The sequence below is a fragment of the Rhizobium binae genome (assembly GCF_017357225.1).
Taxonomy (GTDB): Bacteria; Pseudomonadota; Alphaproteobacteria; order Rhizobiales; family Rhizobiaceae; genus Rhizobium; species Rhizobium binae.
This window is the reverse complement of the sequence record NZ_CP071604.1, coordinates 579,646-599,569: the sequence shown is the minus strand read 5'-3', so window position 1 is coordinate 599,569 and position 19,924 is coordinate 579,646. Positions and strand designations below refer to the sequence as shown.

Below are 19,924 nucleotides of genomic sequence, written 5' to 3'. Positions count from 1 at the left end.
CGACCGCTTAAAACGCTTCGGCGGCCAACTCCATCATCGTATCGGCGCCGGTTTCGATGCGGGCCTTGCGCAACGCGGTTTCCGGCATGATGCGTTCCATGAAGAAGCGGGCGGTCACCAGCTTGTTCTTCAGGAAATCCTCGCGGCTCGGATCGCCGGAGGCAAGACCGTCCTCGGCGGCTTTCGCCATCTTTGCCCACATATAGCCGAGAACGACGAGGCCGAAGAGATGCATGTAATCGGTCGAGCCGGCGCCGGCATTGTCGGGCTTGGCCATGGCGTTCTGCATGAACCACATGGTCGCGCCCTGGACGTCGTTCAAGCCTTTCTTCAGATGCTTGGTGAAGAAGGAAAGCTTTTCGTCGCTGCGGTTTTCCTCGCAGAAATCACCGATCTCCTTGAAGAGGGCCATGGCGGCGCGGCCGCCGTTCAGCGCAAGCTTGCGGCCGACGAGATCGAGCGCCTGAATGCCGTTGGCGCCTTCATAGATCATGGCGATGCGGGCATCGCGCACATACTGGCTCATGCCGTGTTCTTCGATATAGCCGTGACCGCCGAAAACCTGCTGGGCCATGACGGCATGATCGAAGCCCTTGTCGGTCATCACGCCCTTGAGGATCGGGGTGACGAGGCCGAGAATATCGTCGGCCGTCTGGCGCTCCTTCTCGTCGGTAGCGCGGTGGGCGATATCGGATTTCAGCGCCGTCCACAGCAGGAAGGCGCGGCCGGCCTCGTTGAAGGCGCGAATGGTCATCAGCATCCGGCGGATATCCGGGTGGACGATGATCGGATCGGCCTTCTTATCAGGCGCCTTGACGCCGGACAGCGAGCGGCCCTGGATGCGGTCGCGGGCGTAGGCGGCGGCGTTCTGATAGGCGATCTCGGAAATGGCGATGCCCTGCAGGCCGACCATCAGGCGAGCCTCGTTCATCATCACGAACATGGCGTTGAGGCCGCGGTTTTCGGCGCCGATCAGGAAACCCGTCGCCTCGTCGTAATTCATGACGCAGGTGGCGTTGCCGTGAATGCCCATCTTGTGCTCGATCGCGCCGCAGGAAACGGCGTTGCGGGCACCGGGCGCGCCGTCCTTGCCGACCAGGAACTTCGGAACGATGAACAGCGAAATGCCCTTGGTGCCCTCGGGCGCGCCTTCGATGCGAGCCAGCACCAGATGGACGATATTGTCGGTTAGGTCGTGTTCGCCGGCGGAGATGAAGATCTTCTGGCCGGAAATCTTGTAGCTGCCGTCGGGCTGCGGCACCGCCTTGGTGCGCAGCATGCCGAGATCGGTACCGCAATGCGGCTCGGTCAGGTTCATGGTGCCCGACCAGGAGCCGTCGACCATCTTCGGCAGGTAGGTCTCCTTCTGCTCCTGCGTGCCATGGACGAGGATCGCCGCGATCGCGCCCTGCGTCAGGCCCGGATACATCATCAGCGACATGTTGGCGGCGGAGGTATATTCGCCGACGGCGCAATGCAGCGTGTAGGGCAGCCCCTGCCCGCCGAATTCCTCCGGCACCGCGAGACCGATCCAGCCGCCTTCGCGATAGGCCCTGTAAGCCTCTTTGAAGCCCTCGGGCGTCGAGACGCTGGCATCGTCGTGGCGATGGCAGCCTTTCTGATCGCCGGAATAATTCACCGGAAAGAGCGCCTCCTCGGCAACCTTTCCGGCCTCGCCGAGGATCGTCTCGATCATGTCAGGCGTGGCATCGGCAAAACCCGGCAGATTGTTGTAGCGTTCGAGGCCCAGTACGTCGTTCAGGACAAAGAGCGTATCGTTCACCGGGGCCTTATAGACTGGCATTTCGCGAATTCCTCCATTCGACTGACCGGGTCGAGCCGGCCTCGGGCACTGTCTTACAAAATATTGACGTTTGCGTAAACGTCAAATTCTGCAGCTTCGCCATCTTTCGCGAAAAAATTCGCGACGACGAATCTGCGCGTGAGGAGGAGACGTGATCTCCCCTTCCTTGTCTATCGGGGAACGGCGTATAAGGACGATCGTCTTCTATCCGCAATTCGGGCAATGCTTCAGGGGCGGCCGGCATGATCAGTTTCGAGGCGATAAGGCAGCGTGCGGAAGAACGGAAAGGCGGAGCAGCGGCGCTGCAGGCCTTGCTGGAGAGGCATCGGCCGGATCACGACCGGCTGCGCGCCATGCCTGATGACCGCATTCTTGCCGACATGACCCGGCGGGTTTTCTACAGCGGCTTCGTCCAGAAGGTGATCGATGCGAAATGGCCGGGTTTCGAGGCGGCGTTTTCCGGTTTCGATCCGGCAATGCTGAATATCGCGCCCGACGATTATTGGCATGAGCTGACCTCGGACGAGCGGATCATCCGCAACGGCGCGAAGATCATGTCGGTTCGCGCCAATGCCGCTTTCGTCCGGGATCTGGCGAGGGAATACGGCAGCGCCGGCGCCTTCTTCGCCGGCTGGCCGCGGGAGGACCAGATCGGTCTCCTCGACCTGCTGAGCAAACGCGCAAGCCGTCTCGGCGGCATGACCGGGCAATATTTCCTGCGGGGCATCGGCCGCGACAGCTTTGTCGCGACGATGGATGTGCTCGCCTGCCTGAGGTCGGCCGGCGTGCCGCTGTCTGCCTCCGGCACGGCGAAGAAGGACCAGCCGATGATCCAGAAGGCCTTCAACGACTGGGCCGAAGAGACCGGGCTTTCCTTCATCCATCTGTCGCGCATCAGCGCCTATTCGATCGATGCGGCAGCGCCGCACTGAAATTCCCGCCAGGGCGCTGGCACGAGCCATCGGCACTTCCTACCTCTTTCGGACGATCCACGCAGGAAGATACTTATGTCCGACTTTCCCTATGCCAGCGCCCTCATCGTCGGGGCGGGTTCCGGCATCAGCGCATCGCTCGCCCGGCAATTGTCGGCGCTCGGAGTCAAGGTCGGGCTTGCCGCCCGCAACATCGAAAAGCTCCAGGCGCTCTTGGCGGAAACAGGCGCCAGCGGATTCAGCGGAGATGTGTCGCAGCCTGCCAGCGTCGCGGCGCTGTTCGAAGAGGCTGCCGCCACCATCGGCGGGCCAGAGGTCGTGATCTTCAATGCCGGCGCCCGGGTGCGCGGCCCGCTTGCCGAACTCGACCCCGCCGAGGTGGAAAAGGCGATCGCGACCACCGCCTTCGGCGGCTTTCTGGTGGCGCAACAGGCGGCGCAGCACATGATACCGCGCGGCCGCGGCGCGATCTTCTTCACCGGCGCTTCGGCAAGCGTGAAAGGCTTTGCGCAATCGGCTCCCTTCGCTATGGGCAAGTTCGCGCTGCGCGGCCTTGCCCAGAGTGCCGCCCGCGAGCTCGGGCCGATGGGCATCCATGTCGCCCATTTCGTCATCGACGGCGGCGTGCGTTCCGAAACCCGGCCGGACCGGGCGGAGAAACCCGACGGCACGCTGCTGCCGGACGCGATCGCCCAGACCTATATCGACGTGCTTCGCCAGCACCGCAGTGCATGGTCGCTGGAAGTGGAAGTCCGGCCATGGACGGAGAATTTCTGAGCTGCCGGCTGCGCAGAAGAGGCCGCTTTCGCGGCGGTTACGAACAGACTATGTTTCGTCGAAAGAGCTGGCAGGGAGGAACCGATGCCGCGCCTGGACCATGTCACGATCGATACCCGCGATGCGCCTCGCATGATCGGCTTCTTCAAGACCGTGCTCGGCGTCGAGGAAGGCTACCGGCCGCCTTTCCCCTCGCCCGGCCACTGGCTCTATCTCGACGACCGCCCGGTCATCCATCTCAGCCTGACATCGCGCAGCGGTGATTTTCCACCCGGCATCTTCAACCATGCCGCCTTCAGCCTTTACGAATTCGCCCCGGCGCTGGAGCGCATCAAGGCGAGCGGCTATCGCTACGAATATTATGACATCCCCGACACGGATCTCGGCCAAGTCTTCGTTTACGGCCCCGAGGGCGTGAAGATCGAGCTGCAATATAAGCGGCCGGCCTGAACGCGGCACCACCGTTCGATCCGACCAATTGGCCGGCAATTGCCGCCAAAAACGGCGTTTGAGGCACAAAGGTTAAAAAATTCTCATCGATATTAACGGCTTGTTTACCACGTTTCGTGAAAGGTGCGGGTTGAGCAGTAGCGATCCGCATTCCTTTTTCCAGTCTCGCGTTTCCCAGAGATGCCGCTACGTCGTCCAGCCTGAGGAAAGTCTAATTGACTATCTTCTTATGGATGATGTGCTCCGGTCCGCGTGAAGACGCTGGCCACAGACGGAAAAGCCACGGATCGAGCTCTGACGAGAGATCGAGCAGTCGAAGCGAGCAAGAAGATGAACGGATCGCGACCAAATCCTTCCCGGCAGTCCGACAGGACCTCGCTCGATGCGCTGAACCGCACGATCGAAGGGCTGGAGGCGCGCATCGAAGGGCTCATGGGCAGCGGGCGCGACCAGCGGCCACGCACGGCAACGGCCGAGCGCGACGCTTACGCCGGCTCCAATTCGCCGCGCCCAGCAAGAGCGCCGATCGAGCCGCGGCCGGATCCGCTCGCTGAAATCCGCCAGCGCCAGCGCGCGCTGGAAGCCGGCCGCGAGCGGCCTTACGGGCGCGAGCCGGCCCCGCAGCTGCGCGAACCCGCGCCGCGCGCCGCGACGTCACAGCCGGCACCCGCCTTCCGCGTCGGTAACGATACGATGACGGAGATCGCCCAGGCGCTTGTCAACCTGCGCCAGGACCTGAAACGCGATATTTCCGAAGGTGTCACCCGCGAGATGAACGCGCTGCGCACGGAGCTGCGCGAGATCAAAACAAGTGCCGGCGACGGCCGCTTCGCCGACGACATCCGCGCCGACATGAGCCGCCTCGCCCAGAGCATCAATCAGCTGACCGGACGCTCGGCCGGCGCGGAGGCGGCCGGCCTGCGTGAAGATTTCGAGGATCTGCGATCGCTGATGGACGGGCTGGCGCGCGAGGAATCGCTGCGTCACATGGAAAACCGCTGGGACGGGTTCGAGAACCGGCTTGCCGCACTCGATACCGAAGGGCTGCAGGAAGAGCTCGTTTCGCTCGCCTACCGGCTCGACGACATCAAGCGCCATATCGGCGGCATGGGCGAAAGTCCGGCGGTTCGCGCGCTGGAAGACAAGCTCATCGCCATCGCAACGGCGATGGAACAGTTCGGCAATATGATCCAGCCGCATGACCGGATCATGGCGGAACAATTCGCCGCCATGGACATGCGGCTCGACGAGATCAGCCGGGCGATCGCGGCCAGCGGACGTGCGGCCGCCAATAACGATCCGACGCTGATGCAGCGGCTGGAAAGCCGGCTTTCGGCGCTCGCCGACCAGATCGACGTGATGAGCCATGATGCCGCCAGCCGGGCGACGCCGGCCGATGAGCTGGCGATGCGGCTGGAAGCGCTGACGGAGCGTGTCGAGGAACTGACCAGGGCGGAAGCGACGTCGCGGCTCGACGAGCGGCTGGAACATCTTTCCTATCTTTTGGAGCGCACGCAGCAGACGGCGGCGCAGCCCGATCTCAGCGGACCGCTTTCCGACATCTCCCGCAAGATCGACGCGCTGGAGAACGGCGCCGTTAACGAGGTGCTGGCGCAGCGGCTCGATTATCTCGCCCGGCGCATCGACGAGATGGCCCATCCGCAGTCGGCGCCGGCCGCCGCGATCGACGACGGCGCCTTCCGGCGCCTCGAAGGACGGCTGAGCGACATCGCCGCCCGGCTGGAAGAGAGCACAGCAGCACCGCCGACCGATCCGCTGGCGCTGAAGAACCTCGAGGATCAGATCGCCAATCTTTCGGCGCTGATGAGCGAGCCGCGCGATAGCGCTGCGATCCCCGCCGAGCTCGACCGCCGCATGGGCGCGATCGAAGATTACATGGCGACGAGCGACGAATACATCATCGAAGCGGCGCGTCAGGCGGCGGAAGCCGTCGTCGAGGCCTATTCGCGCAATGGCGCCCTGCAGGGGGCCGTGCCGGCCGCCGACATGTCGGCGCTGACGGCGCTGGCCGAGGACCTGCGCCATCTCGAGGATATCAGTCGCGACAGCGAGGAGCGCACGCACAAGACTTTCAAGGCGCTGCACGAGACGCTGGTGCATATCGCCGACCGTCTCGACGGCATGGAAGAGCGCGGACGGCCGGTCGCCCAGATGCCGATCGCCGACGTCGATTTCGACGTCGACCCTTACGCGCTGATGGTGGCCGAGGCCGCCCGGACGCCGGAAGCTCCCCCGGCAGCGACGGCCTCGCCGGTCATCCGCCCGGCAGAGATCCCAGCCGAACCTGCCGCCCCGGCGCAGGCCACAGTCATGAGCGCAACCAGCGCGATCGCCATCGAAGCGGCGACCAGAACGCCGGAGGCCACGACGCCGGCGCCGACAAAATCCAGTCTGCTGGCCAGCCTCGGCAAGCGGTTGCGCCCCGGCAAGAAGGCCGAGACAAAGGCCGCCGAACGCGCGGTGATCGACCCGGCGCCGTCGATCGATCCTGCCGACGTGGTGCCGACGGATGCGGCGAACGAACTGCTCGAGCCGGGTTCGGGCGCGCCTGACGTCAAGAAGATCCTCGAACGGGTGCGCGCCAGCCAAAGTGCCGCACGCGGCAAACCTCCCGTCGAGACCGATCGCGCCGATTACATCGCCGCTGCGCGCCGGGCGGCGCAGGCGGCCGCCATGGAAGTGGACGCCAATCCGAAGCAGGCTGGCAAGAGCGAGAAGAAGGGCGCGACTGCCAAGGCCGGCAGGACCGACCAGACGGGCAAAACCGGCAAGGTCAGCGCCTTCTCGCGCTATCGCCGGCCGATCCTGCTCGCGGTCGGCGCCGTACTGCTCGCCATCATGGCCTTTCCGCTGGCCCGAACGCTGACGAGCGGCGAATCCGCGCCGCAGCCGCCGGCGGAGGTCTCGGCGCTGACGGGAGCAACGGAAAACCCGCAGCCGGACTTGCCGGACGCGACGTCCGCCCAGCCCGACGCCGGCGCCGCGGCGGTGAAAGCTCCCGCAGCCGAGACGGCTCCCCCAGCCGCCGAACAGGCGCAGCCGGAAATAACCCCACCCGCCAGCGGCGATCATCTGACCGACGCTGCCCCGCTCGACGGCGAAGGAGCGGCAGGTTTTGCGCCCGCCGCTTCCGGCGCACCGCAGGAAACCTCGGGCTTCGTGCCGAATACGCCGGCCGCAGCACTGCAGGCCGCCATCACCATTCCCGACACCGTGCAGCCGAAATCGCTTGCCGATGCGGCGCAGGGCGGCGATGCGCTGGCGCTGTTCGAGATCGGCGCGCGCTATTCGGATGGCCGCAACGGCGTGACGGTCGATCAGAAGCAGGCGGCCAACTGGTATCAGCTTTCGGCCGACAAGGGTTTTGCGCCGGCGCAGTACCGGCTCGGCAGCATGTATGAGAAGGGCAACGGCGTCGAACGCGACATCGCCAAGGCAAAGACCTTCTACGAACAGGCGGCAAACCAGGGCAATGCCAGCGCCATGCATAATCTCGCCGTGCTCTACGCCTCCGGTGCGCTCGGCCAGCAGGATTATGCGACGGCGGCCTCCTGGTTCACCAAGGCCGCCAATCTCGGCATCACCGACAGCCAGTTCAACCTGGCGATCCTCTGCGCGAGGGGCAACGGCGTTCCGGCCGACATCGAAGAATCCTACAAGTGGTTTGCGATCGCCGCCAAGGCCGGCGACAAGGACGCAGCGCAGAAGCGCGACGAAGTGGCCAACGCAATGAAGCCCGATCAGCTCCAGAGGGCCCGCGCCAAGGCCGATCTCTGGAAGCCGGAGCCGCTCGATCACCGCGCCAACGGCATCGACATCCCCGACGAATGGGCGGGCACGGGCGCCAAGACGGCCTCCGTCGACATGAAGAAGGCGATCCGCAACATCCAGGCCATCCTCAACAATAACGGCTTCGACGCCGGCGTGCCGGATGGCGAAATGGGCGCAAAAACCGTCGCTGCGATCAAGAACTTCCAAAAATCGATCGGCCAGGAGCCGGACGGCAAGGTGACCGACGCGACGGTCAAGGCGCTGCTCGAGCGCAACAAGCAGGTGGCCAAGGCGATCTAGAACGGTTGCCGCTGGCTGCCGACATGACGATCTTGTTTGCGCCAAGCCGGGCGCAAACCGCACGGCTGCTTTGCCGGAATCGCGCTACAGAAGACCTGCGGCACCAAGACATTCGCCATTTTTTCCGCCGCCTGTCACGCGATCTGAAAAAAGCCGGATTATGCGGGACAGATCGCCTGGCGCATCCGTCGAATCGTCCACGCGCGATCTCCGTCGCTCCTGGGGCTGATCGAAAGCCTCTGGCAACGATTTGGCAGTAAGGTGCGCATTCGAACGGGGACGTGACGGAAACCGCCCGGCAGGGACGGTCATCATTCGGGGTCGGTTGTGACAATCTATCTGCCCATCGCAGAATTGTCGGTGAACATTTTCATCATTCTCGGCATGGGGGCGGCCGTCGGATTCCTGTCAGGAATGTTCGGCGTCGGCGGCGGTTTTCTCATCACGCCGCTGCTGATCTTCTACAATATTCCCCCGGTCGTCGCTGTCGCGACCGGGGCCAACCAGGTGGTGGCGTCGTCGATATCGGGCGCGATCACCCATTTCCGCCGCGGCACGCTCGACCTCAAGCTTGGCACGGTGCTTCTGGTCGGCGGCCTGTCGGGCGCCACCGTCGGCATCTGGATCTTCTCGCTGCTGCGCGCCCTCGGCCAGCTCGATCTGTTCATCTCGCTGCTTTACGTGATCTTCCTCGGCACCGTCGGCGGGCTGATGCTGCTCGAAAGCATCAACGCCATGCGCCGCGCCGCCCGCAACGAGCCGACGGCGCCACGCAAGCCCGGCCACCAGCACTGGGTGCACAAGCTGCCGCTCAAGGTGCGCTTCAAGAAATCGAAGATCTTTCTGAGCGTCATTCCGATCGTCGCACTCGGCTTTGCAATCGGCATCCTCACCTCGGTCATGGGTGTCGGCGGCGGCTTCATCATGGTGCCGGCGATGATCTACCTGCTGCGCATCCCGACCAATGTCGTCGTCGGCACCTCGCTCTACCAGATCATCTTCGTCACCGCCTATACGACGATCGTGCAGGCGGCGACGAACTTCTCCGTCGACATCGTGCTGGCCTTCATCCTGATGGTGGCGGGGGTCATCGGCGCCCAATACGGCGTTCGCGTCGGTCAGAAGCTGCGCGGCGAACAGCTGCGCGCCCTGCTCGGCCTGCTGGTGCTGGCCGTCGGTCTGCGTCTTGCGATCGCACTGGTGGTGACGCCGGCGGATATTTATTCGGTGGTGATGGGGACGGGCAACTGATGCGCCTGCTTGCCGCCGTCCTCGCGCTTCTTTGCCTGCTGCCGGCAGCCGCCGGCGCACAATGGCTGCCTGGGCAATCGACGGAAGCGGTGCGCGAAGGGCTTGAGATCGGCACCTCGACCAGCGAAATCGCCATCACCTCCGATTTCCACGGCGCCGATCTGACGATCTTCGGGGCGCTGTCGAACACCGACCAGCTGCTGCTCGCCATCGGCCAATATGACGTGGTCGTCGTGCTGGAAGGTCCGCGCCAGGATGCGACGGTGCGCAAGAAGGAACGCGTCTTCGGCATCTGGGTGAATACGCGTTCGATGACCTTCGAGGCGGTGCCGCACTCCTATTCGATGTCGAGCTCGCGAATGATCGACGATCTGACGACACCGCTCGAGCTGACCGATCAGGGAATCGGCATCGATCACATTCCGCTGACGCCGGTCGGCTTCGTCGGTGACGGCAGCAATCTCGGCGAATTCCGCCAGGCTTTCCTGCGGCTGCAGCAGGGAGGCGCGCTTTACGACCGCAACCCGAGCGGCGTGCGGTTCGTCGCATCGAACCTGTTCAAGGCGAGCCTGCGCCTGCCGGCAAATATTCCGAACGGCGTGCACACTGTGCGCGCCTATCTCTTCAAGAGCGGCAATCTCATAACCGAGAAATCGCTGCCGCTGCGCGTCATCAAGACGGGCATTGAGCAGACGATCACCGATGCGGCCCATGACCGGCCGATCCTCTACGGCTTTGCGGCCGTGGCGCTAGCCGTCGTCACCGGCTGGGGCGCCAGCCTGATCTTCCGCAAGGACTGAGCCGCCGCGCGGCACCGCGCGGTGATCCTGCGCTACCAGCCCGTCAAGGCTTGAGGGATTAGACTATGTGTTGAGGGAAGCGGCGGCTTTCGCCTTTGCCTGACAAAGCGGCGCCTCTATCATCGCCCCGCAACGGACGGAGTGGGAGCATGGCAGAGGGGATAGACTTGCCGCTTGCGGAAGCGCGAAACGGCCGGCCGGCCGAGGGTGCGCCGGTCGAGATCCGCTGCAGCGACGGCGTCGTGCTCGGCGGGCATGTCTGGGCTGCCGGCAAAGCCAGGGCTTCCGTCATCATCAATCCGGCGACCGGCGTGCTCGCGCGTTATTATCACTATTACGCGCGCTTTCTTGCCGCTCACGGCTTCGACGTCCTCACCTATGATTACCGCGGCATCGGACTGTCGCGACCGGCCCGGCTCAGCGGCTGCGGCTACCACTGGCGCGAATGGGGTGAAAAGGATTTCGACGCGGCGCTGCGCTTGATGGATGCGCGGGCGGACCTGCCGCTCTACGTCGTCGGCCACAGCATTGGCGGCTTTCTGCCGGGCCTGTCGAAACATGCCAGGCGCGTCGATCGCATGCTGACGATGGGCGCACAATATGCCTATTGGCGAGACTATGCGCCGGAGCGCCGGATGCAGCTGTTCCTGAAATGGCACGTCGCCATGCCGGTGCTGACGGCGCTCTTCGGTTATTTTCCCGGCAAGCGGCTCGGCTGGCTCGAGGATCTGCCAGCGGGCGTCGCCAATGAATGGAGCTTTCGGCGCGCGCGCATGGAGATGAGCCATCCGCCCGCAGAACGGGACGAGGTGCTCGAGCGTTTCTCGGCGGTGACGGCCCCTATTCTTGCTGTCGCCATGTCGGACGATGAACTCGGCACGGAGCCCGCCATTCGCCGCACCCTCGCTTATTACCGCAATGCCGACGTGAGCCAGGCGCTGTTGCAGCCGGTCGATTTCGGCTTTGATGCGATCGGTCATTTCAACCTGTTCCATGCCCGTCATACCGAGGGCTTCTGGCGCGACAGCCTCTTGTGGCTGCGCGACGGCGTCCATCCGTGGCCGCACAAGCAGCCGCGGGGAAAGATGGCATTCGACTAAAAACCGCTTCTTAACGTTTACGAGTTAGTAATCTCTCTGAAACGAGAGGTTTTGTTATGCGTACTCGTATCGTTCTGACCGTCGTGGGTCTGGCGCTGCTTGCCGGCTGCGCAACGGCGCCGAAGCAGACGAGAAACATCTGCGCCGTCTTCGACCAGCGCGAGGGACTCTTTACCAGCTGGCAGAGAGCGGCCGAGCGGACGGAAAAGAAATACGGCGTGCCTGTGCCGATCCTGATGGCGACGATGTATACCGAATCCGGCTTCCAGCCCTATGCGCGGCCGCCGCGCACCAAGCTGTTCGGCTTCATTCCCTGGACCCGGCCATCGACCGCCTATGGCTATTCGCAGGCACTCGACGGGACGTGGGATCATTATCAGTCGCAGACCGGGAACTGGACGGCACGGCGGACGAACTTCACCGACGCGATCGATTTCATCGGCTGGTATCACTATCAAAATAGCGTGGAGACCGGCATCCCGCTGAACGATGCCTATAATCTCTATCTCGCCTATTATTCCGGCCCGACGGGATACAAGCGCGGCGACTGGCGCTCGAACGGGCAATTGCAGCAGACCGCGCAGAAGTTCGCGCGGATGGCCGGGACCTATCAGCAGCAGTTGCAGGGGTGTGACTGATCATAATTAAGGGCGTGCCGTGGACGCCCTATCCGAATAGCAATCGCTACCCCCGCAGATTCCCGTACCTGACCGAATAAATCCGATCCCGCCCCAAGAGATGCGCCACCAGCGAGGATGTGTCGAACAGGCCTTTCATCGCCTGATGGCCGAGGTCCAGGCCGCCGCTCATGACGCCGAAGGCAGGCATGAGCAGGCGGGCGCCGTCGGTGGCGAAACAGGGGCGGCGGATCGATCTCTCGCGGCGGCGCACGGTCGCCGACGGGTGCAGATGGCCGGCGATTTCGCCGCTCTGCAGGCCGCCTTTCGGCTCGTGGCGGAAGGTCAGGCCGGCATAATGCATCTCGTCGGCGCAGGCGCCCGGAAGATCGACGACGCCGTCGGGATCATGGTTGCCGTTGATCCAGAGCCATTCGCGGCCGCGCGCCATGCCGACGATCAGCGCGCGGAAATTTTCCGGCAGATGCGCGGAGCCGATGCGGTCGTGGAAATTGTCGCCGAGCGAGACGACGAGCTTCGGATCATACCGCGACATGACGGCGGCCAGCACAGTCAGGGTCGCCAGCGTATCATAGGGCGGCAGCATCATGCCGCGGCGGGCGAAGGCGGCACCCTTTTCGAGATGCAGGTCGGAGACGACGAGCAGACCGGCATCCGGCAAGTAGAGAGCACCGAGCGGATCGCAGACGGCGGCAATGCCGTAGACCGACGTCTCGATTCCCGGCACCGCGGCCGATCCGGATAGGTCGCGCGCGAGCGCCAGGCGGTTCATCACAGTCGTTATTCCCAAACAGGTCTCAGGCCAGCGCTTCGGCGATCAGATCGTCCGCCGCTTCGGCGAGCAGTGCGTCATGGGCCTCGCCCGGCACCGCTTCGCGTCCGATCTCCAGCATCACCGGCACGGCGAGCGGAGAAATATGATCGAGCGGGCGATGGGTGATGTGGCCCCTGATTCGCATCAGCATATCGCCAAGTCGGCTTATATCCAAAAGTCCGATCGCCGCATCCTGCCGCGTCGCCTGCAAGAGGATGTGATCCGGCTCGTGGCTGCGCAGCACGTCATAGATCAGATCGGCGGAGACGGTGATCTGGCGGCCGCTCTTTTCCTTGCCGGGATGGCGCCGCTCGATCAAGCCCGCAATCACGGCGCAATTGCGGAAGGTGCGCTTCAGCAGGAAGGATTCGTTGAGCCAGGCTTCGAGATCATCGCCCAGCATGTCCGCGTCGAACAGGTCGGAAAGACTGAGCCGGCCGTTGCCGATCATCAGGCCCATATCCTCCAGGCCCCAGATGGCGAGCGAATAATCGGTGGCGACGAAGCCGAGCGGCTTGGCGCCCGCCCGGTCCAGCCGGCGTGTCAGCAGCATGCCGAGCGTCTGATGGGCGAGACGGCCCTCGAAGGGATAGGCGACCAGATAACCACGGCTGCCGCGCGGGAAGGTTTCGATCAGGAACTCGTCGCGCTTCGGCAGCATCGACTTGTCTGTCTGCAGCGACAGCCAGTCGCGCACCTGATCCGGCAGCTGGCGCCAGCGGTCGGGATCGGCGATCATCGCCCGTACCTGTTCGGCGAGATAGGTCGACAGCGGAAACTTGCCGCCGTTATACGAGGGGATCTTCGGATCGAGCGAAAAGGCCTGCGAGGCCAGGCATTCGTTCTCGCGGATGCCCTCGAAGCGCAGCACCTTGCCGGAGAAGACGAACGTATCGCCCGGCGACAATTGCTCGAGGAAATATTCCTCGACCTTGCCCAGCGTTGCGCCGCCGCGGCCGATCCGGCCACCCTCGCCGCGCTTGACCATGCGGATGTTCAGCATCGGGCTTTCGACGATGGTGCCGAGATTGAGGCGGTATTGCTGGGCGACGGCAGGATTGGAAACGCGCCAGCGACCCTCCTTGGTCTTGCGGATGCGAGCGTAACGCTCATAGGTCCTCAGCGCATAACCGCCGGTCGCGACGAAATCGACGACGCTCCCGAAGGTCTCCCAGGTGAGATCGGCATAGGGCGAGGCGCTGGTGATCTCATCATAGAGTTCCAGCATGTCGAAAGGTTCGGCGCAGGCCATGCCGAGCACGTGCTGGGCGAGCACGTCGAGCGCGCCGCGGCCGACGGGGGGCGTATCCTGGGCGCCGATATAATTGGCGTCGAGCGCCGCCTGGCACTCCATGACCTCGAAACGGTTGGCCGGCACGAGGATCGCCTTCGAGGGCTCGTCCATGCGGTGATTGGCGCGGCCGATGCGCTGGGCAAGACGCGAGGCGCCCTTCGGCGCGCCGACATGGATGACCAGATCAACATCGCCCCAGTCGATGCCGAGATCGAGCGTCGAGGTGGCGACGACGGCGCGCAGCCGGTTCTCTGCCATCGCCGCTTCGACCTTGCGGCGCTGGGCGACATCGAGCGAGCCGTGGTGGAGGGCGATCGGCAGGTTGTCGTCGTTGATCGTCCAGAGTTCCTGGAAGAGCATCTCGGCCTGGCTGCGGGTATTGACGAAGAGCAGGGTCGTCTGGTGATCGAGGAGCTGCCTGTAGACATCGGGAATGGCATATTTGGCGGAATGGCCGGCCCAGGGAATGCGCTCTTCGGTCGACAGGATCGAAATATCGGGCTTGGCGCCGCCTTCGACGACGACGAGGCCGGCGTGATGCTCTTTCTCCTCCTCCTGGGCGACCAGCCATTTCTGCAGGTCCATCGGCTCGGCGACGGTCGCCGACAGGCCGATGGTCTTGAGGCCTGGGGCAAGGCGGCGCAGACGGGCAAGGCCGAGCGACAGCATGTGGCCACGCTTGGAGGTGACGAGCGAATGCAGCTCGTCGAGCACCACATATTTCAGGTCCTTGAAGAAGCGCTCGGCCTCGCGATTGGCGAGAAGCAGCGCGACCTGCTCGGGCGTCGTCAGCAGAATGTCCGGCGGATTGAGCTTCTGGCGCTGGCGCTTGGCGTTCGGCGTATCGCCGGTGCGGTTTTCGATGGTGACCGGCAGGCCCATTTCCGCGACCGGCTTCATCAGGTTGCGCTCGATGTCGATCGCCAGCGCCTTCAGCGGCGAGACATAGAGGGTGTGAATGCCGGTGAAGGCGGAACCGAGCGGGATCCTGCCGCGGCGGCTGAGATCGGTGAGCGACGGCAGAAAGCCGGCGAGCGTCTTGCCGGCGCCGGTCGGCGCAATCAGCAGCGTGCTTTCGCCGGCCTCGGCACGGGCGAGCAGCTCCAACTGGTGGGCGCGCGGGCGCCAGCCCTTTTCCGCAAACCAGCGGGTAAAGGCAGCAGGAAGCAGGGCGCGGGCTTCGGAATCGATCTGGTCCACGCCCTGAAGGTAGTGAAAGCTCAGGGAAAAAGAAGAGCCGCCATCCGCTTACACGGCGATATAGCGGTCCTTGCGATGATTGATGGCGAGCGTGAGGTTGAACACGATGGCGCCGAGCACGGAGCAGGCGATGATCGAGGGGCTGGCGACCAGGAAGGAGAGCGCCAGGATGAGGCAGTCGAAGCCGAGCTGGACGAGGCCGGCGCGCCAGCCGAGACAATCCTGGATATAGAGGGCGAGGATACCGATGCCGCCGAGGCTGGCGCGGTGGCGGAAGAGCGCCAGCATGCCGGCGCCGATGACAAGGCCGCCGAAGAGGGCCCCGGCAACGGGATCGACATGCCCAATACCGATGAAGCCGGGCACGAATTCGGACAGAACGGAGGTCAACGCGATGGCGGCGAAGGTCTTGATGGTGAAGGCAGGCCCCATGCGGCGGAAGGCGAGATAATAGAATGGCAGGTTCACGGCAAAGAAGCAGAGACCGAAGCTGAAGCCCGTCGCGTAATGGGCGAGGAAAGCGAGACCGGCCGTGCCGCCGGCAAGCAGCCCAGCGCCGGAGAGCAGCGAGACGCCGAGCACGGCGAGCATGCTGCCGGCGACGATGCCCTGGGCGTCGTCGAATAGCGAATGGCGGTCGGCGCTGGAGTTCAGAAGGCCCGTAAAGGCGTTGGATGCCATGATGTTCCCCTGTCGGCTTCTTTCGTTTCTATCCGCCGTCACAATAAAGGCAAGCGGCAAGCAGCGAGGACAGCAGTTGACAGTCGCAATAATCATAGATATACTTTATCCACGATTAGAGGATCATGGCGATGAAGATGAGCGACGGCGTCGAGCAGGCCATCCACAGCGTTGCGATGCTTTGCGGCCTTTCCGAAGGCGGCGTGCTGTCGGCTGCGGCCCTGGCGGAGTTCCACGGCGTGTCGACGAGCTATCTGTTGAAACATCTGCAGGCGCTGTCGGGTGCCGGCATCCTCGACACCGTACCCGGCCCGCGAGGCGGATATAAGCTGGCGAAGGCGCCGGAAGAGATTTCGCTGCTCGACATCCTGCTTGCAGTCGAGGGGCCGGCGCCGGCTTTCCGTTGCGCCGAAATCCGCCAGCGCGGCCCGAACCCGGTACCCGACCGGTTCTTTTCCAAGCCCTGTAACATCAGCGCGGCGATGCTCCGGGCCGAACGGGTCTACCGGGCCGAACTCGCCAAGACCAGCATTGCCGATCTCGGCGTCGAACTGAATGCCCTCGACGACGGATCGATCGCAGCCCGAGGCTGCGCCTTCCTTGAAATCCATGAACGCAAAACGGCTCGTTGAGCCATATCACAGGAGAAAGACATGCAACCGCGTTTCAACTTCGCCAAGGCTGCTCCCGATGCCTACAAGGCTGTCGCCGCGCTGGAACAATATGTCCAGTCTTCCGGGCTGGAGCGCCGCTTCATCCACTTGATCAAGCTGCGCGCCTCGCAGATCAACGGTTGCGCCTACTGCGTCGATATGCATGTGAAGGAAGCTCGCCATGACGGGCTCAGCGAACAATGGATCAACCTGATGTGCGTCTGGCGGGAATCGCCGGTTTATGACGCCCGCGAACGCGCCCTACTCGGCTGGGTCGACGCGGTGACCAATATCGCCAAGACGGGCGCGCCGGACGCAGATTACGAGGCGCTGAAGGCGCATTTCTCCGAGAAGGAGATGACCGAGATTACGGTGGCGATCGGTGCGATCAATATCTGGAACCGCCTTGCCGTCGGCTTCCGCTCGCAGCATCCGATCGACCAGGTGACGAAGGCAGCATGAGGTCAATGCCACGAGAGAGGTGAGCGGGGGACGGAGAGGTTGCCATAAATCTCTTCTCCCCAGCGGACAAAGGTGCCGGCAGGCGGATGGGGGCCACACGGCATCACGCTGGATCAAGAAGCGTGACGCATCATCGGCTACGCCGACGTCGAGTTTGGCAGCAACAGGCTCCCACTCTCCGTCATCCCAGGCCCTGAGCCTGGGATCCATGCCCGCTGCTGATGGAGACCGGCGTAGATCCTCGGGTCAAGCCCGAGGATGACGGAGGGTGGGGTGGCTTGTGGAGCAAGAACAGCGAGAAATGGCGCGCAGCTGCGACTTTTCCATGGGCTTCAGCCCCCCATCATCCGCCCTACCGGACACCCTTGCCTAGGTTGAGCCACCGGTTTCGCCCCAGGCACAGACGTCGCCACGGCGATCGATGGCGAGCAACCCTCACGACCGACCCGAAATCTCGGGTCGGTCGAATATCCGATCACTCGCGATCGGCGGTGCCCTGCACGGCAACGGCGTCAAACCCGTCGTCCGAGAGGTCAATGTTGTTGAGCAGATCACGTACGACCTTCGCGATTTCCTTTGCGGAAGCGCCCTTGGCGTATTCTTCCTGCATGCGGCGTCTCACAAGTTTTTCCAAATCTGACATGGTTCACCTCATCAAATCCGGCGCGGCGAGAAATGTCGCGCCGGAACCGGTCGCAGGCAAGTTACCTTTTGTTCAGAATGGATTACGGATCTGTAATGTCAGAGGGCGATGTAGCGGTCGGCGCGGTGGTTGATGGCAACGAAGAGGTTGAGGACAAGGGCGCCGAGGACGGAATAGAAGACCACCGGCGGCGTGGTGACGAAGACGGCGGCGGCCAGCACGCACAGGTCGATGACAAGCTGGACGAGACCGGCGCGGATGCCGAAACGTTCCTGCAGATAGACGCCGAGAATGCCGACGCCGCCGAGGCTGGCGCGGTGGCGATAGAGCGCCAGCGCGCCGAAGCCGAGCAGCAGGCCGCCGAGCAGGGCGGCCCAGGCCGGATGGATGCTCGAGATGGAAAAGAGGCGCGACTGCAGATCTGACATCACCGAGGTCAGGCCGATGGCGATGAAGGTCTTCATCGTGAAGGCCATGCCGAGACGCTTCCACGAGAGATAGAAGAACGGCAGGTTGAGCAGGAAGAAGGCGAGGCCAAAATTGACGCCGAAAACGTAGTGCAGAAGGAAGGCGACACCGGCGGTGCTGCCGGTGAGGAGGCCGGCGCTGGCAAGCACGTAAAGGCCGAGTGCTGCGACGAGACTGCCGGAGAATATGCCCTGCACGTCTTCGATCGGCGAGTGGCGCGTCGCGTTCGTATTCCAGACGCCGAGGGCATTGATGAGCAGTGTCATGTCGCCAGTCTCCGATAGCAGACGTGTTCGGGAGCACGTCCGGAGACACCCGGACGCGGTGGATTTTTGCCTGTGAAATGAGCCGGAGCGCTCGGCGTCTTATCGCCGCCCTCTTCGGATACCCCTGCAATATCAGGCTTTCCGGCGGCCGATCAAGCGAAATAGGTAAGCAATGCTGTCCTAATTAAAAATCGCAAGAAACATTCGCTCAGGCCGGCTTGCGTGTAAGGAACAGAATGCCGGCGACCGGCTTGCCGCCATCTTTGCGAATGACGGTCTTGGCGATGTCGAGGACTTCGAAGCCGTGACGGACAAGCAGCATCCTCACATAGGCCTCCGAATGGGCATAACGCAGCGACGGCGCGAGATGGAAGCTCTCGCCCTCCCCGGCATCCTCGACGGAAAAGGCGAGATCGGCGCCGGCGGCGGCGAGCTCTTCGATGATGGCAAAGACGCTTTCGAGATTGCCGAGGTACATCAGTACGTCGGCTGCCGTCACCAGGTCAGCGCGGCCGCGTGGCCCATCGGCAAAGAGGCCGGAGTGATTAGGCGCAAGCGACAGGTCGGCCTGGGCGAGGTGATCGTAGACCGCCTTCTCCGCCGCCTTGGCCAGCATGTTCTGCGACAGGTCGAAACCTTCGAGGCGGCCGACACGGCCATGGATTTCGGGGCCGAGCAGACCGGTGCCGCAGCCGAGATCGACGGCGCATGCGTAATGCCTGCCGGTGGCGGAAACGAGGGCTGCGAGCTTCTGGGGGACGCTGTATTCGAGTTTGTCGACGAGCGCGGTTTCGAAACGGTCGGCATAGTCGTCGAACAGGCGCTCGACATAGCGGCTCGGCGGCCGGTCGGGTGTGGCGCCGTCGCCGAGCACGGCGAGCTTGAGGGCCGAACCGAAAATATCTTCGGGGTCGAGGGCGAGCGTATTGCGATAGGCTTCGATCGCGGCCTCCGCCTTGCCCGCCTTTTCGCGATAGGTGGCGAGGCGATACCAACCGGCGGCCCAGGCCGGTGCGAGTTCGAGCGCCTGTTCCATCAGCTCGACGGCCGCCTCCGGCTCACCGCCCTCTTCGAGCATCCGGGCATAATCGGCGCGGCGGTCGGCGATGACATCGCCTGAGGAAAGCTGGTGGGGCTGCATGATTGGACCTGTTGGATCTTAGGCATGTCGCGCAAACCGCCGCAGACTTTGCGCGCCTTGCGTTTGCCCGCATCTGGCGGCGGCCACAAAAAAACTCAAGTCCTATTTCACAGGCGAAGCGGCCAATTCCGGAAAGGGCTTGCGAGCGGCGCGCCGCAACCTTATTCCAAGGGCAAACAGGAGATGGCGCATGTCCGATCAAGTGAACAGGTTCCTCGGCGATTCGCTCGGCCGCACATTGATAAAACTCGTCGTCGTGTCGCTGATCGTCGGTTTCGTCATGACCGTCTTCGGCCTGACGCCGTGGAACATCATCTATGGGTTCCGCGACTTCATCCTGGAGATCTGGCACCGCGGCTTTTCAGCGCTCGGGCGCGTCGGCGACTATCTCCTCCTCGGGGCGACGATCGTCATTCCGCTCTTCCTCATCCTTCGCCTTTTCAGCTATCACCGGTAAC

At 63.7% G+C, this 19,924-nt stretch carries 18 protein-coding genes; 11 read left to right on the top strand and 7 right to left on the bottom strand.

Translation table 11 applies throughout. From position 1 onward, the window contains the following. Window positions 1–7 precede the first annotated feature (7 nt). Complete coding sequence (locus tag J2J99_RS02920; RefSeq protein ID WP_168295852.1) at window positions 8–1,804, bottom strand: acyl-CoA dehydrogenase C-terminal domain-containing protein; 1,797 nt, start codon at window positions 1,802–1,804, stop codon at window positions 8–10. Between the two features lie 242 nt (window positions 1,805–2,046). Here J2J99_RS02920 and J2J99_RS02915 point away from each other — a divergent pair, with 242 nt between their 5' ends. The 8 genes from J2J99_RS02915 to J2J99_RS02880 all read left to right on the top strand — a co-directional run bounded on the left by J2J99_RS02915 (window position 2,047) and on the right by J2J99_RS02880 (window position 11,844). Continuing rightward, entirely contained in the window at window positions 2,047–2,736 is a 690-nt protein-coding gene (locus J2J99_RS02915; RefSeq protein WP_168295851.1) for a DNA-3-methyladenine glycosylase I, read from the top strand. Window positions 2,737–2,811: 75 nt separating this feature from the next. Then, a complete protein-coding gene (locus J2J99_RS02910; RefSeq protein WP_168295850.1) occupies window positions 2,812–3,513 on the top strand; it encodes an SDR family NAD(P)-dependent oxidoreductase in 702 nt (233 codons plus the stop codon). Window positions 3,514–3,597: 84 nt separating this feature from the next. Further along, on the top strand, window positions 3,598–3,963 hold the full coding sequence (locus J2J99_RS02905; protein ID WP_168295849.1) for a VOC family protein: 366 nt from the start codon (window positions 3,598–3,600) through the stop codon (window positions 3,961–3,963). A 330-nt stretch (window positions 3,964–4,293) separates the two neighbouring features. Continuing rightward, entirely contained in the window at window positions 4,294–8,055 is a 3,762-nt protein-coding gene (locus J2J99_RS02900; protein WP_168295848.1) for a peptidoglycan-binding protein, read from the top strand. Window positions 8,056–8,382: 327 nt separating this feature from the next. Then, window positions 8,383–9,306 carry a sulfite exporter TauE/SafE family protein gene (locus J2J99_RS02895; RefSeq protein ID WP_168295847.1) on the top strand — a complete coding sequence of 308 codons (924 nt, stop codon included), beginning with the start codon at window positions 8,383–8,385 and terminating at the stop codon, window positions 9,304–9,306. Next, entirely contained in the window at window positions 9,306–10,106 is an 801-nt protein-coding gene (locus tag J2J99_RS02890; RefSeq protein ID WP_168295846.1) for a TIGR02186 family protein, read from the top strand. The genes J2J99_RS02895 and J2J99_RS02890 overlap by 1 nt, the downstream gene beginning before the upstream one ends. 149 nt (window positions 10,107–10,255) lie before the next feature. Continuing rightward, window positions 10,256–11,206, top strand: a complete 951-nt coding sequence (locus J2J99_RS02885) for an alpha/beta hydrolase family protein (RefSeq protein ID WP_168295845.1) — start codon at window positions 10,256–10,258, stop codon at window positions 11,204–11,206. 56 nt (window positions 11,207–11,262) lie between these two features. After that, window positions 11,263–11,844: a transglycosylase SLT domain-containing protein gene (locus tag J2J99_RS02880; RefSeq protein WP_168295844.1), complete on the top strand. Its 582-nt coding sequence runs from the start codon at window positions 11,263–11,265 to the stop codon at window positions 11,842–11,844. A 46-nt stretch (window positions 11,845–11,890) separates the two neighbouring features. On the opposite strand, the gene pdeM is transcribed toward J2J99_RS02880, so the two are convergent. From pdeM to J2J99_RS02865, 3 genes are read right to left on the bottom strand one after another with little or no spacing between them, the layout of a single operon-like run. Then, entirely contained in the window at window positions 11,891–12,616 is a 726-nt protein-coding gene (gene pdeM / locus J2J99_RS02875) for a ligase-associated DNA damage response endonuclease PdeM (RefSeq protein WP_168296018.1), read from the bottom strand. Between the two features lie 25 nt (window positions 12,617–12,641). Next, window positions 12,642–15,152 carry a ligase-associated DNA damage response DEXH box helicase gene (locus J2J99_RS02870; protein WP_168295843.1) on the bottom strand — a complete coding sequence of 837 codons (2,511 nt, stop codon included), beginning with the start codon at window positions 15,150–15,152 and terminating at the stop codon, window positions 12,642–12,644. A gap of 48 nt (window positions 15,153–15,200) precedes the next feature. Then, window positions 15,201–15,833: a YitT family protein gene (locus J2J99_RS02865; protein ID WP_168295842.1), complete on the bottom strand. Its 633-nt coding sequence runs from the start codon at window positions 15,831–15,833 to the stop codon at window positions 15,201–15,203. 131 nt (window positions 15,834–15,964) lie between these two features. Between J2J99_RS02865 and J2J99_RS02860 the strand changes: the two genes are divergently transcribed. Both J2J99_RS02860 and J2J99_RS02855 read left to right on the top strand, forming a co-directional pair. After that, window positions 15,965–16,465: an RrF2 family transcriptional regulator gene (locus tag J2J99_RS02860; protein WP_168295841.1), complete on the top strand. Its 501-nt coding sequence runs from the start codon at window positions 15,965–15,967 to the stop codon at window positions 16,463–16,465. Window positions 16,466–16,486: 21 nt separating this feature from the next. Further along, entirely contained in the window at window positions 16,487–16,948 is a 462-nt protein-coding gene (locus J2J99_RS02855; RefSeq protein ID WP_168295840.1) for a carboxymuconolactone decarboxylase family protein, read from the top strand. Between the two features lie 475 nt (window positions 16,949–17,423). Here the strand turns inward: J2J99_RS02855 and J2J99_RS02850 are convergent, their stop codons facing one another. The 3 genes from J2J99_RS02850 to J2J99_RS02840 form a co-directional block, all read right to left on the bottom strand. Beyond that, window positions 17,424–17,591 carry a hypothetical protein gene (locus tag J2J99_RS02850; RefSeq protein ID WP_168295839.1) on the bottom strand — a complete coding sequence of 56 codons (168 nt, stop codon included), beginning with the start codon at window positions 17,589–17,591 and terminating at the stop codon, window positions 17,424–17,426. Window positions 17,592–17,689: 98 nt separating this feature from the next. Beyond that, on the bottom strand, window positions 17,690–18,325 hold the full coding sequence (locus J2J99_RS02845) for a YitT family protein (RefSeq protein WP_168295838.1): 636 nt from the start codon (window positions 18,323–18,325) through the stop codon (window positions 17,690–17,692). Window positions 18,326–18,533: 208 nt separating this feature from the next. Next, a complete protein-coding gene (locus tag J2J99_RS02840; protein ID WP_168295837.1) occupies window positions 18,534–19,466 on the bottom strand; it encodes a class I SAM-dependent DNA methyltransferase in 933 nt (310 codons plus the stop codon). A gap of 190 nt (window positions 19,467–19,656) precedes the next feature. Here J2J99_RS02840 and J2J99_RS02835 point away from each other — a divergent pair, with 190 nt between their 5' ends. Continuing rightward, window positions 19,657–19,923, top strand: coding sequence for a DUF6460 domain-containing protein (locus J2J99_RS02835; protein ID WP_168295836.1), 267 nt, complete (start codon window positions 19,657–19,659; stop codon window positions 19,921–19,923). Window position 19,924: the final 1 nt, after the last annotated feature.

Coding starts and splice junctions, on each gene's coding strand:
- J2J99_RS02920 (WP_168295852.1), bottom strand. CDS start 1,804: ATGCCAGTCTATAAGGCCCCGGTGAACGATACGCTCTTTGTCCTGAAC.
- J2J99_RS02915 (WP_168295851.1), top strand. CDS start 2,047: ATGATCAGTTTCGAGGCGATAAGGCAGCGTGCGGAAGAACGGAAAGGC.
- J2J99_RS02910 (WP_168295850.1), top strand. CDS start 2,812: ATGTCCGACTTTCCCTATGCCAGCGCCCTCATCGTCGGGGCGGGTTCC.
- J2J99_RS02905 (WP_168295849.1), top strand. CDS start 3,598: ATGCCGCGCCTGGACCATGTCACGATCGATACCCGCGATGCGCCTCGC.
- J2J99_RS02900 (WP_168295848.1), top strand. CDS start 4,294: ATGAACGGATCGCGACCAAATCCTTCCCGGCAGTCCGACAGGACCTCG.
- J2J99_RS02890 (WP_168295846.1), top strand. CDS start 9,306: ATGCGCCTGCTTGCCGCCGTCCTCGCGCTTCTTTGCCTGCTGCCGGCA.
- J2J99_RS02885 (WP_168295845.1), top strand. CDS start 10,256: ATGGCAGAGGGGATAGACTTGCCGCTTGCGGAAGCGCGAAACGGCCGG.
- J2J99_RS02880 (WP_168295844.1), top strand. CDS start 11,263: ATGCGTACTCGTATCGTTCTGACCGTCGTGGGTCTGGCGCTGCTTGCC.
- pdeM (WP_168296018.1), bottom strand. CDS start 12,616: ATGAACCGCCTGGCGCTCGCGCGCGACCTATCCGGATCGGCCGCGGTG.
- J2J99_RS02865 (WP_168295842.1), bottom strand. CDS start 15,833: ATGGCATCCAACGCCTTTACGGGCCTTCTGAACTCCAGCGCCGACCGC.
- J2J99_RS02860 (WP_168295841.1), top strand. CDS start 15,965: ATGAAGATGAGCGACGGCGTCGAGCAGGCCATCCACAGCGTTGCGATG.
- J2J99_RS02855 (WP_168295840.1), top strand. CDS start 16,487: ATGCAACCGCGTTTCAACTTCGCCAAGGCTGCTCCCGATGCCTACAAG.
- J2J99_RS02850 (WP_168295839.1), bottom strand. CDS start 17,591: ATGTCAGATTTGGAAAAACTTGTGAGACGCCGCATGCAGGAAGAATAC.
- J2J99_RS02845 (WP_168295838.1), bottom strand. CDS start 18,325: ATGACACTGCTCATCAATGCCCTCGGCGTCTGGAATACGAACGCGACG.
- J2J99_RS02840 (WP_168295837.1), bottom strand. CDS start 19,466: ATGCAGCCCCACCAGCTTTCCTCAGGCGATGTCATCGCCGACCGCCGC.
- J2J99_RS02835 (WP_168295836.1), top strand. CDS start 19,657: ATGTCCGATCAAGTGAACAGGTTCCTCGGCGATTCGCTCGGCCGCACA.